General features: G+C 75.9%; 10 protein-coding genes and 1 pseudogene. 6 read left to right on the top strand and 5 right to left on the bottom strand.

Going from position 1 to position 11,713, the window contains the following annotated elements:
* A pseudogene (locus ACE3Q3_RS03320) lies at positions 1-258 on the top strand (hypothetical protein); the annotation flags it as partial.
* On the opposite strand, the gene ACE3Q3_RS03315 reads toward ACE3Q3_RS03320, so the two are convergent.
* A complete protein-coding gene (locus ACE3Q3_RS03315) occupies positions 255-932 on the bottom strand; it encodes a LysE family translocator (protein WP_374441760.1) in 678 nt (225 codons plus the stop codon). The pseudogene ACE3Q3_RS03320 and the gene ACE3Q3_RS03315 sit on opposite strands and share 4 nt — an antisense overlap.
* Positions 933-996: 64 nt before the next feature.
* Between ACE3Q3_RS03315 and ACE3Q3_RS03310 the strand changes: the two genes are divergently transcribed.
* The gene (locus ACE3Q3_RS03310; protein ID WP_374441758.1) at positions 997-1,797 is read left to right on the top strand and encodes an AraC family transcriptional regulator; all 801 of its coding nucleotides are present in this window, start codon (positions 997-999) and stop codon (positions 1,795-1,797) included.
* A 227-nt stretch (positions 1,798-2,024) separates the two neighbouring features.
* Here ACE3Q3_RS03310 and ACE3Q3_RS03305 read toward each other — a convergent pair whose 3' ends face one another.
* From ACE3Q3_RS03305 to ACE3Q3_RS03290, 4 genes are read right to left on the bottom strand one after another with little or no spacing between them, the layout of a single operon-like run.
* Positions 2,025-3,254 carry a CCA tRNA nucleotidyltransferase gene (locus ACE3Q3_RS03305; RefSeq protein WP_374441755.1) on the bottom strand — a complete coding sequence of 410 codons (1,230 nt, stop codon included), beginning with the start codon at positions 3,252-3,254 and terminating at the stop codon, positions 2,025-2,027.
* A 22-nt stretch (positions 3,255-3,276) separates the two neighbouring features.
* On the bottom strand, positions 3,277-3,555 hold the full coding sequence (locus ACE3Q3_RS03300) for a DUF6111 family protein (RefSeq protein ID WP_374441753.1): 279 nt from the start codon (positions 3,553-3,555) through the stop codon (positions 3,277-3,279).
* The gene (locus tag ACE3Q3_RS03295) at positions 3,552-4,250 is read right to left on the bottom strand and encodes a CoA pyrophosphatase (RefSeq protein WP_374441750.1); all 699 of its coding nucleotides are present in this window, start codon (positions 4,248-4,250) and stop codon (positions 3,552-3,554) included. The genes ACE3Q3_RS03300 and ACE3Q3_RS03295 overlap by 4 nt, the downstream gene beginning before the upstream one ends.
* Positions 4,247-4,789, bottom strand: a complete 543-nt coding sequence (locus ACE3Q3_RS03290) for a DUF1285 domain-containing protein (RefSeq protein WP_374441748.1) — start codon at positions 4,787-4,789, stop codon at positions 4,247-4,249. The genes ACE3Q3_RS03295 and ACE3Q3_RS03290 overlap by 4 nt, the downstream gene beginning before the upstream one ends.
* Before the next feature lie 219 nt (positions 4,790-5,008).
* Between ACE3Q3_RS03290 and ACE3Q3_RS03285 the strand changes: the two genes are divergently transcribed.
* Genes ACE3Q3_RS03285 through ACE3Q3_RS03270 form a run of 4 tightly spaced genes read left to right on the top strand, consistent with a single transcriptional unit; the run spans position 5,009 to position 11,691 of the window.
* Positions 5,009-5,938, top strand: a complete 930-nt coding sequence (locus tag ACE3Q3_RS03285) for an AAA family ATPase (RefSeq protein WP_374441763.1) — start codon at positions 5,009-5,011, stop codon at positions 5,936-5,938.
* Between the two features lie 14 nt (positions 5,939-5,952).
* The gene (locus ACE3Q3_RS03280; protein WP_374441745.1) at positions 5,953-6,837 is read left to right on the top strand and encodes a DUF58 domain-containing protein; all 885 of its coding nucleotides are present in this window, start codon (positions 5,953-5,955) and stop codon (positions 6,835-6,837) included.
* Between the two features lie 43 nt (positions 6,838-6,880).
* Positions 6,881-9,616, top strand: a complete 2,736-nt coding sequence (locus ACE3Q3_RS03275) for a DUF4159 domain-containing protein (protein WP_374441742.1) — start codon at positions 6,881-6,883, stop codon at positions 9,614-9,616.
* Positions 9,613-11,691, top strand: a complete 2,079-nt coding sequence (locus ACE3Q3_RS03270; RefSeq protein WP_374441739.1) for a hypothetical protein — start codon at positions 9,613-9,615, stop codon at positions 11,689-11,691. The genes ACE3Q3_RS03275 and ACE3Q3_RS03270 overlap by 4 nt, the downstream gene beginning before the upstream one ends.
* Positions 11,692-11,713 lie beyond the last annotated feature (22 nt).

Raw genomic sequence — 11,713 nt, 5'->3', positions numbered from 1 at the left:
GCCGAGGCGGCCGCGGTGGGACTGGCCGCGGCCCGGTCCGGCGGCATGGTGGCGGTCGCCGTCGTGCTGCGGGCACCCTGCACGGCGGCCGAGCTCCACCGCCATCTCGTCGCCCGGCTCGGTGCCGGGCGGGCGCCGCACCGGGTCCACATCCTGCCGCAACTGCCGCGGACGGCGCTCGACAAGGTCGACCGCGCGGCGCTGGCGGCGCTGCTGGCCGGTCCTCACCCCCGGCCGGAAGGGTGCGGGCCGGACTAGGTTCCGCCCGCGAACCCGGCCAGCGCCGCGGCGGCGAGCGCGGCGGCGAGCGCGGCGTTGACGATGCGCGCCGTCCGCGGCCGGCGCAGGCGGCGGGCGATGGCCGCCCCCGCCGCCAGCCAGGCGAAATGGACCAGCACCACCAGGGTCGAGAGGATGGCGATGCGGGCCGCGACCTCGACCAGCGGCGGGGCGAGCGCCAGCCGGTGGCCGGCGACGACGGCGCCCAGCGCCAGCCACGCCTTGGGGTTGGCCAGCGCCAGCAGCAGCCCGCCCGCCGGCGTCGGCACCGCGCCCGCACCGTCGGTCCCCGGTGGCAGTGCCGTCGCGATCCGCCAGGCGAGCCACAGCATGTAGAGGACCGAGGCGGCGGCGAGCACCGGCGCCAGCCCCGGCACCGCCTGCAACGCCGTGGTGATGCCGGCCGCCAGCGCCAGCAGCACCAGGATGGTGCCGGCCGAGACGGCGGCGAGATAGGGCAGCGCGCCGCGAAAGCCGAAGGCGGCGCCGACGGCGACGACGCTCATCGTCGTCGGCCCCGGGCTCGCCATCACCGCCAGCGCCGCCAGCAGCAGGCCCGCGGCCGAGGCCGCGAGTTCCGCCGCCGGCCCGGCGATCCCGGCGCCGGCCGCCCCCTGCCCGAGGATGCCCGCCGCTGCTAAGGTCGTGTCCATGGCAGCGACCATGCGACCCGGCGGCGGAGGCCGTCTTGAAGGGCTGTGCCACGGCCCGGAGGACATGGCGGGCGGCGGGGCCTCGGCCACCATCGCCAGCGGTCCCGGCACGCCCGGCATCGAGCGGCTGGCGGTGCGCCTCGTCGGCCGCGCCTATGCCCCGCACCGCCACGACACCTATGCCGTCGGCTGGACGGTGGCCGGCATCCAGTCCTTCCGCTACCGCGGCGAGGCCCGGGTCTGCCTGCCCGGCCAGTATCATGTCCTGCACCCGGACGAGCTGCATGACGGCCGCCCCGGCACCGCCGAGGGCTTCGCCTACCGCATCGCCTATATCGACCCGGCGCTGATCCAGGCGGCCCTGGGCGGCCGGCCGCTGCCCTTCGTGCCGGGCGGCGTGCTCGACGGCCGCACCGCCCGCCTGCCGGCCGACCTGTGGCGCCTCGACCGGCCGCTGGCAGGCCTGGCCGGGGTCGAGGCGGTGGCGGCCGTCGCCGACATGCTGGTCGCCGCCGCCGGCGACCCGGCGCCGCCGCCCCGCCCGCTGCCGCTGGCGGCGCTCGACCGCGTCCGCCGGGCGCTGGCCGACGACCCGGCCCGCCCCTTCTCCGCCGCCGAGCTGGAGCGCATCGCCGGCCTCGACCGCTGGACGCTCGCCCGCCGCTTCCGCGAGGCCTACGGCACCAGCCCGTCGCGCTTCCGCACCATGCGCCAGCTCGACCGCGCCCGCGCCGCCATCCGCTCCGGCCTCCCCCTCGCCGAAGCCGCCGCCGCCTCCGGCTTCGCCGACCAGAGCCACCTGACCCGGCAGTTCAAGCGCGCCTACGGGATGACGCCGGGGATGTGGGCGGGGGCGCTGGGATGAACGAGCTACGATCCCCCCGCCAAATGGAGCCCGTGGTCGACGCCGTCGCGTCCTTCGACTTCGCTTGGGACGAAGAATCTACTCGATAGTCAAATAGAAGTTTTCCTCACCTCAAATACAATCGAGGGACACAGCGGCACCGGCGAGCGTAATGAGCGTCCGATCGAAATACTTTGTACTGGAAGTCGTATTCTGAAGCGCCAACTCGGGCAATGGGCTTGACGGCGTCAGCATGAGGCTCTCTTGGACTTTCCCACCGCCTCCCGCAGGCACGCCTCCCGATCGGCCGCATAGTCCCCCTCGGCCCACCACGCCTCGACCGCCGCCAGCACCCGGCCGACCTCGGGGCCGCGGACCCCGCCCAGCGCCAGCAGGTCGCGGCCCTTGAGCGGGAACACCGGGCGGGGGGTGACGGCGGCGGCCGCGACCACCTCCCAGGCGCGGCCGTCCGTGTCCTGGCCGTCGGCGGCGGCCAGGAGCGCGCGGTCGCGCAGGCGGGTCTCGTCGGCCATGTGCAGGCGGTCGCGGACGGCGCGGGGGGTAGCGGGAAGGTCGGCTTCGGTCCAGGGGCCGGCGAGTGCGACGAGCCGGGCCGTCTCGTGGCGGGAGAGGCGGAGGCGCTGGGCGGCCTCGCGCGCCTCGGCCTCGCCGCCGTCGAGGAGGGCGGCCAGGCGCCGCAGCCAGTCGGGGGCGGGCTCGAGGAGGACGAGGCGGGCGGTGCGGGCGAAGGCCGAGAGCATCGGGAGGACGGGGACGAGGATGCGGTCCTCGGCCAGCATCGCCAGGACGGGGCGCGGGTCGGGGACGCCGAGGATGCGCTCGAGTTCGCCGCGCACCCGCTCGCCCGAGAGGCCGGGCAGGCGGCCGGCATGGCGGCGGCAGGCGGCGCGCGAGGCCTCGTCGATGCCGTGCAGGCCGAGCCGGGCCAGCATCCGGTAGTAGCGAAGCAGGCGCAGCACGTCCTCGTCGATGCGGCGGTCGGGCTCGCCGACGAAGCGGACGCGGCGGCGGACGAGGTCGTCGAGCCCGTCGGCCGGGTCGTAGAAGGTGCCGTCGCCGTCGGCGAAGAGGGCGTTGATGGTGAAGTCGCGGCGGCGCGCGTCCTCGGCCCAGTCGTCGGTATAGGCGATGCGGGCGTGGCGGCCGTCGGTCTCGACGTCGCGGCGCAGGGTGGTGATCTCGAAATGCCGGCCGTCGAGGACGGCGGTGACGGTGCCGTGGGCGAGGCCGGTCGGCACGACGCGGATGCCGGCCGCCGCCAGCCGCTCCATCACCCGCTCGGGCGCGAGGTCGGTCGCGAGGTCGATGTCGGAGATCGGCCGGCCGAGCAGCGCGTCGCGCACCATGCCGCCGACGAAGCGGGCGCGCCCGCCCCCCGCCTCGACCGCGCGCAGCACCCGGCGGGTCGCCGACGCCGTCATCCAGGGCTGCGGCAGGAGGCACCCGCGCGGGTCCATCGCCCCCTCCCTTCCCCTCGCCTCAGCCGGAGCCGCCGGGGACGACGGCGCCGTCGCGGAAGGCGGGCGGCCGGTGGTCGCCCCACGGCGCGTCGCCGCCGGTCGCGGCGATCCAGAGCAGGCTCGCCGCCGCCAGCGCCGCGCCCGACAGGAAGAGCGCCATCCACGGCACCCGCGGCGGCGGCGCGTCGGGATCGGCGGCGCGGGCCGCGGCCGAGCGGCGGGCGAGGAGGAACCAGGCGGCGTAGAGGATGGCGGGCGCCAGCAGCGGCAGGACGATGGTGAGGAGGATGCGGGTCACGGCGTCCCCGGCAGCCCGGCCCCGAGGCCGTCGGCCCGCAGCACCTCGGCCAGGTTGACCAGCATCCCCGCCGTGGCGCCCCAGATGTAGCGGTTCTCGTAGGGCAGGACGTAGAAGTGCCGCTCCTCGCCGCGGCGGACATGCTTCTCGCGGCGGTGGTTGGCGGGGTCAAGCACGAAGGAGAGCGGCACCTCGAAGACGTCCGCGACCTCGAACGGGTCGGGCCGGACCTCGAAGGGCGGGCGCACGAAGCCCACCACCGGGACGACCTCGAAGCCGGTGCCGGTGACGTAGCGGTCGAGCCGGCCGACGAGGTCGACGACGCCGCGGTCGAGCCCGACCTCCTCCGCCGCCTCGCGCAGCGCGCAGGCCTCGGCGTCGGTGTCGCACGGGTCGACGCGGCCGCCGGGGAAGCTGATCTGGCCGGCATGGTCGTGCAGGTGGGCGGTGCGCTGGGTGAGCAGGATGGTGAAGCCCTGCGGCCGCTCGACCAGCGGCACCAGGACGGCGGCCGGCGTCAGCCGCTCCGGCAGGGGGGAGCCGGGGTTGAGGTCGTGGTCGCCGCGCGGGGTGGCGAAGGCCCAGCCGCGCCGCGGCGGCGGGTCGGGCTCGGCCCCGCGCACGGCGGGGAAGCGGGCGGTGACGAACTGCCGGTCGATGCGCGGGCGCGCCGGCCCCGACGGCGGCGCCGTCACGACTCGATCCGCCCCAGCGTGAAGAAGGTCCCGCCGCTCCATACGCCCAGCTCCCGCATCCCGTCCCCGTCCCGCTCCTCGCCCAGTTCCACGAGGTCGTAGAAGACCGGGCGCGCGATGAGCGCCTCCAGCCCGTCGCGCACCAAGACATAGGGACTGGGCTCGCCCGTGTCAGGGTCGACCGCCACCCGGATCGGATGGTCGGGCCCCGCCGTCACACTATGGTCGAGATTGGTGGTGAAGGTGAGGCGCTGGCCGGGCCCCGCCCCCGCGGCCGTCATGGCGACGGCGACGAAGGGGGCGTCGTCGACGGCGATCCGGCCGCGCTCGACCGGGGTGACCAGCCAGTAGCCCCCGTCGGCGTCGCGGCGCAGCACGGTGGCGAAGAGCTTGACCAGCGGCTTCCGGCCGATCGGCGAGCCGCGATAGTACCAGGTGCCGTCCCGCGCGATGCGCATGTCGAAATCGCCGCAATCCTCCGCCGGCCCGCCCAGGGCGCGGCCGCCCGCGCCCGGTCGCGGGCCGGATCCGTCGCCCATCACGCCGATTTGTCGTGCAAGCGTCTCGGCATCCTTATTGCTCGTGCTAGATTCGTCTCCGGCGTTCCGCCCGACCATGCTGCGCTCCATGGCGGCCGGCCGTCCCGGACCGACCCCGTTACGAGGAGAGACGATCCCGTGACCGTCACCAGCGTCCTCGCCGACTCCGACACGCCCGCCCTCGTGGCCGAGGTCGATGCCCTCGGGCAACGCCTGGCGATGGTGCGCGAGCGCATCCACCGGGTCATTTTCGGGCAGCAGGAGGTGGTGGATCAAGCGCTCATCACCCTGCTCGCCGGCGGCCACTGCCTCCTCATCGGCGTCCCCGGCCTCGCCAAGACGCGGCTGGTCGAAACCCTGGGCACCGTGCTGGGCCTCGACGACAAGCGCGTGCAGTGCACGCCCGACCTGATGCCGGCCGACATCATCGGCTCGGAGGTGCTGGAGGAGGACGAGAGCGGCCGGCGCAGCTTCCGCTTCATCGAGGGGCCGGTCTTCGCCCAAGTGCTGATGGCCGACGAGATCAACCGCGCCAGCCCGCGCACCCAGTCCGCCCTCCTCCAGGCGATGCAGGAGGGCCGGGTCTCGGTCGCCGGCCGCTACCACGCGCTGCCGCGGCCCTTCCATGTGCTGGCGACCCAGAACCCGCTGGAGCAGGAGGGCACCTATCCCCTGCCGGAAGCCCAGCTCGACCGCTTCCTCCTGCAGATCGACGTCACCTATCCCGACCTCGAGGCCGAGCGGCGGATGCTGATCGCCACCACCGGCGCCGAGCAGGAGACGGCGTCGGGCGTGCTCAATCCCGCCGACCTGATGGCGGCGCAGCGCCTCGTCCGCCGCATCCCGGTCGGCGAGAGCGTGGTCGAGGCGATCCTGACGCTGGTCCGCTCCGGCCGGCCGGACCATTCCGAGATCGAGGAGGTGCGCCGGCACGTCGCCTGGGGGCCCGGCCCGCGCGCCAGCCAGGCGCTGATGCTGGCGGCACGCGCCCGCGCCGTGCTCGACGGCCGCCTCAGCCCGTCGATCGACGACGTGGTGGCGCTGGCGCAGCCGATCCTGCGCCACCGCATGGCGCTCAGCTTCGCCGCGCGCGCCGACGGCGTCACCATCGGCGGCGTCATCGACCGCCTGACCGAACCGCTGCGCTAGGACCGCCCCCCGCGATGGCCGACGCCGCGACCCTGCGCCTGCGCCACCGTGCCGAGCAGGCGGCGGCCCGCCTGCCGCCCCTGCAGGTGGCGGCCGAGCGGGTGGCGGCGACCGTCGTCCAGGGCGTCCACGGGCGGCGGCGCGTCGGCCAGGGCGACGCCTTCTGGCAGTACCGCCACTTCGAGTTCGGCGACGCCGCCACCGCCGTCGACTGGCGCCAGTCGGCGCGCAGCCAGCGCCTGTTCGTGCGCCAGAACGAGTGGGAGGCGGCGCAGAGCGTCTGGCTGTGGCGCGACGCCTCGCCGTCGATGGCGTGGGGCAGCGATGCCGGCCTGCCGACCAAGCTCGACCGGGCCGAGCTGCTGCTGGTGGCGCTGGCCGCCCTGCTCGCCCGCGCCGGCGAGCGGGTGGCGCTGCTCGGCGGCGGCCAGCGGCCGGTCGCCGGCCGCTTCGCGGTCGAGCGCATCACCCAGCAGGTCGCCGACCGCCGCCAGCAACTGGCCGGCCTGCCGGCGATCGAGCCGCTGCCGCGGCACGCCCGCACGGTCCTGATCGGCGACTTCCTGGCGCCGCTCGCCGAGGTCGACCCGATCGTCCGCCGGCTCGCCGGCGCCGGCCTGCGCGGCCATCTCGTCCAGATCGTCGACCCGGCCGAGGCGACCCTGCCGTTCGCCGGCCGGGTGCGCTTCGAAGGGCTGGAGCAGGAGGGGAACCTGCTGCTCGCCCGGGTCGAGACGGTGCGCGACGCCTATGTCGAGCGGATGCGGGCCCACACTGCCGGCCTCGGCGACATCGCGCGCGCCGCCGGCTGGACCCACATCGTCCACCACACCGACCAGCCGCCGCAGGCGGCACTGCTCGCCCTCTTCCAGGCCCTCACCCAGCGGGTCGGGCCGTGACGGGCCGGCCCCCCGTCCTCCGCGCGCCGGGGAGCGCCCGGCCATGCTGACGCTGGGCGCGCTCGCCTTCGCCGCCCCCTGGGCGCTGGCCGGCCTTGCCGCGCTGCCGGTCCTGTGGTGGCTGCTGCGAGTGACGCCGCCGGCGCCGCGGCGGGTCGCCTTCCCGGCGATCCGGCTGCTGCTCGACCTGCGGCCGCGGGAGGAGACGCCCGCCAAGACGCCGCTCTGGCTCATCCTGCTGCGCATGCTCCTGGCGGCGCTGGCGATCGTGGCGCTGGCGCAGCCGCTCCTCAACCCGCAGGCCGGCCTCACCGGCAGCGGCCCCCTGGTGCTGGTCGTCGACGACGGCTGGGCGGCGGCCCGCCACTGGCGCGAGCGGCAGGCGGCGATGGCCGACGTCATCGACCGCGCCGAGCGCGCCGGGCGGCGGGTGCTGCTACTGACGACGGCCCCCCTGCCGGGCGGCGAGCCGCCGCGCCCGGCCGAGCCGATGCGCGCCGCCGACGCCCGTCTCGCCGCCCAGGCCCTGGCGCCGCGCCCGTGGCCGGTCGACCGCGCGGCCGCGACCGAGCGGGTGGCGGCCCTGCGGCTCGACGGCTCGGCCAATGTCGTCTGGCTCGCCGACGGCCTCGACGGGCCGGGGGCGGCCGCCTTCGGCGAGCGCCTGCAACGGCTGGGCGGCCTCCAGATCCTGCTCGACGAGCCGGGTCGCCTCGCCCGGCTGGCGCTGCCGCCGCGGACCGAGGCGGGCGAACTCATGGTCCCGGTGCGGCGCGCGACCGACATCGGCGAGGACCGGCTCTTCGTCCGCGCGACGGCCGAGGACGGCCGCCTGCTCGCCCGCGAGGAAGCGGTGCTGGCGCCGGGCCGGCGCGCGGCCGAGGTCCGGCTCGACCTGCCGCTCGAACTGCGCAACCGCATCCACCGCGTCGAGATCGAGGGCGAGAACGCGGTCGGCGGCACGGTGCTGGTCGACGAGCGCTGGCGCCGGCGGCCGGTCGGCGTCGCCTTCGCCGGCACCCTCGACGCCAGCCAACCGCTGCTCAGCGACCTCCACTACCTCCAGCGCGCGCTCCAGCCCTTCGCCGAGGTGCGGATCGGCCCGGTGGCCGAGCTGCTGCGCCGCGAACTGGCGGTGATCGCGCTGCCCGACAGCGCCCAGCCGACGCCGCAGGACCAGCAGCGGCTGCAGCGCTGGATCGAGGAGGGCGGCGTGCTGCTGCGCTTCGCCGGCCCCACCCTCGCCCAGAACCCGGACCCGCTGGTGCCGGTGACGCTGCGCCGCGGCGACCGCCAGCTCGGCGGCGCGCTCTCCTGGTCGAGGCCGGCGCCGCTCGCGGAGTTCGATGCCGCCAGCCCCTTCGCCGGCATCCCGGTGCCGAAGGACGTCACCGTCGAGCGCCAGGTGCTGGCGGAACCTGCCCTCGACCTCAACCAGAAGAGCTGGGCCAAGCTCGCCGACGGCACGCCGATCGTCACCGGCGAGCAGCGCGGCCGCGGCTGGCTGGCGCTCGTCCACACCACCGCCAACACCGAATGGTCGAACCTCGCCCTCTCCGGCCTCTTCGTCGCCATGCTGCAGCGGGTGGTGGCGATGAGCGAGGGCGTCGCCTCGACCGTTGCGGACGGCGTGCTGCCGCCCCTCGAACTGCTCGACGGCTTCGCCCGGCCGCAGGCCGCCGCCGCCGCGGCGACGGCGATCCCGGCCGGCGCCTTCGCCGCCACCGTGGTCGGCCCGCGCCATCCGCCCGGGTTCTACGGCACCCAGCAGTCGCGGCGCGCCCTCAACCTGACCCAGTCGGTGACCGAGATCGCGCCCCTGGCCGCGCTCCCGGCCGGCGCCCAGGTCGGGCGCTACGGCGGCGCCACCGAGATCGCGCTCCGCCCCTGGCTGCTGGTCGCGGCCTTCCTGCTGGCGCTGGTCGACCTCGTCATCGGCTACGCCCTGCGCGGGCTGCTGCGGCCGGGCCGGCTGCGCCCGGCGACGGCGGCCGCCGTCCTGGCCGGCCTCGTCGCCGCCGGCGCCCCCGGCGAGGGTGCGGCCCAGCGCCTCTCCGGCGACGAGTTCGCGCTCCGCGCCACGACCGAGACGCGGCTCGCCTCGGTGCGCACCGGCAACCCGGCCGTCGACGCGACCAGCCGGGCCGGCCTCGGCGGCCTCAGCACCGTGCTGTCGCGGCGGACCTCGATCGAGGCGGCCGAGCCGATGGAGGTCGACCTGGAGCGCGACGAGCTCGCCTTCTTCCCGCTCCTCTACTGGCCGGTGACGGCCGAGCAGCCGGCCCTGTCGCCGCAGGCGGTGGTGCGGGTCAACACCTTCCTCAAGAACGGCGGCACCATCCTCTTCGACACCCAGGACCAGGGCATGGGCGCGGCCTCCGCCGTCACCGGCGGCGGCATGCGGCGCCTGCGCCAGCTCGCCCAGGGACTGCAGATCGGCACGCTGGCCCCGGTCCCGCCGGACCATGTCCTGACCAAGGCCTTCTACCTGATGCAGGACTTCCCCGGCCGCTTCGCCGGCGGCCAGCTCTGGGTCGAGCAGATCGACGAGCGGGTGAACGACGGCGTCGCCTCGGTCATCATCGGCAGCAACGACTGGGCCGCCGCCTGGGCGGTCGACCCCGCCGGCCGCGCCAGCCACGCCGTGGTGCCGGGCGGCGAGCGCCAGCGCGAGATGGCCTACCGCTTCGGCGTCAACCTCGTGACCTATGCCCTGACCGGCAACTACAAGGCCGACCAGGTGCATGTCCCGGCCATCCTGGAGCGGCTCGGCCAATGAGCCAGTGGACCGTCGCCTTCACCCCGCTGGTGCCCTGGTGGCTGCTGGCGACGCTGGCCGGCCTCGCCCTGCCGCTCGTCGCCTTCGGCCTCGTCCGCCGCGCCCGCGGGCTCGGCTGGCGGACGGCGGCGATGGCGGTGCTGCTCGGGGCGCTCGCCAACCCGGCGCTGGTCGAGGAGGAGCGCCAGCCGCAACGCGACGTCGCGGTGATGGTGATCGACGAATCGCCGAGCCAGCGGATCGGCGACCGCATGCAGCGCGCCGAGGCCGCCCAGGCGGCGATCGCCGACCGCGCCCGCGCCATTCCCAACCTCGACCTGCGCATCGTCCGCGCCGGCGCCCCGGCCGACGACGCCGACCCGGCGGCCGACGACGGCACCCGCCTCTTCGGGGCACTCGCCCAGGCCGTCTCCGACGTGCCGCGGCAGCGGCTGGCGGGGGCGGTGCTGGTCACCGACGGCCAGGTCCACGACGTCCCCGAGGACCCGTCCCACCCGCTCTTCGGGATGCCGATCCACAGCGTGCTGACGGGCGAGCGCGACGAGGGCGACCGCCGTCTCGTCGTCGAGCAGACGCCGAGCTTCGGCCTCGTCGGCAAGACAGTGCGGGTCGTCCTCCGGGTCGAGGACCTGCCGGGCGCCGCCGGCGGCCAGGGCCGGGTGGTGATCCGCAAGGACGGCGGCCGGCCGGAGGCGCATCTGGTGCCGCTCGGCACGTCGCACGCCATCGACCTCACGCTCGACCATGGCGGCCCGACCGTCTTCGAGATCGTCGCCGACCCGGGCCCGCGCGAGCTGACGCTCGACAACAACCGCAGCGCCTTCGTCGTCAACGGCGTCCGCGACCGGCTGCGGGTGCTGCTGGTCTCGGGCGAGCCGCACCCGGGCGAGCGGACCTGGCGCAACATCCTGAAGTCCGACCCCTCGGTCGACCTCGTCCACTTCACCATCCTGCGGCCGCCCGAGAAGCAGGACGGCACGCCGGTGCGCGAGCTGTCGCTGATCGCCTTCCCGATCCGCGAGCTCTTCGACCTCAAGCTCAACGAGTTCGACCTCATCATCTTCGACCGCTACCGGCGGCGCGGGATCCTGCCGCAGCTCTATCTCGAGAACATCGCCAACTATGTCCGCCGCGGCGGCGGCCTCCTGGAGGCGGGTGGCGCCGTCGGCAACGCCGCCCTCAGCCTCAACCGCACGCCGCTCGGCCAGGTGCTGCCGGGCGAGCCGACGGGCATCGTCCACGAGCTCGGCTACCGCCCGCGCGTCACGCCGATGGGCGAGCGCCATCCCGTCACGGCCGAACTGCCGGGCAACGAGGCCGGCGAACCGCGCTGGGGCCGCTGGTTCCGCCAGGCGTCGATGCAGGCCCGCGGCGGTGCGGTGCTGATGAGCGGCGTCGGCGCCGATCCGCTGCTCATCCTCGACCGGGTCGGCGAGGGCCGGGTCGCCCAGGTGTCGAGCGACCATATCTGGCTGTGGGCGCGCGGCTTCGAGGGCGGCGGCCCGCAGGCCGAGCTGCTGCGCCGCCTCGCCTACTGGCTGATGAAGGAGCCGGACCTCGAGGAACAGGACCTGCGCGCCCGCATCGACGGCCGCCGCCTCGTCGTCGAGCGCCGGGCGCTCGACCCGCGCGACACGCCGGTGACGATCACCCCGCCCACCGGCCCGGCGCGAACGGTGCGGCTGGAGGATGTCGGCGGCGGCCGCCAGACGGTGGCCATGCCGATCCGCGAGAGCGGCCTCTACACCGTCAGCGACGGCGAGCGCACGGCGCTGGCGGCGGCGGGCGCCCTCAACCCGCGCGAGCTGACCGACGTGCGCAGCCTGCCCGACCTGCTGCGGCCGGTCGCCGCGGCGACCGGCGGCGGCATCTTCCACATCGCCCGCGAGGGCATCCCCGAGCCGCGCCGCGTCCGCTCCGGCCGCACCTTCGCCGGCAGCGACTGGTTCGGCTTCCGCGCCAACGCCGACTATGTCGTGACCGGCATCCGCGACGCCGCCCTGCTGCCGGCGATCGTCGTCATGGCCCTGGCGCTCGGCGCCCTCATGCTCGCCTGGCGGCGGGAAGGGCGGTAGCCGGGGGGACGGCGCTGCCGCG

The sequence above is a fragment of the Allostella sp. genome (assembly GCF_041913585.1).
Lineage (GTDB): Bacteria > Pseudomonadota > Alphaproteobacteria > ATCC43930 > Allostellaceae > Allostella.
Note: the sequence above shows the minus strand (reverse complement) of the source record. Positions and strands in the feature narration are given on the sequence as shown.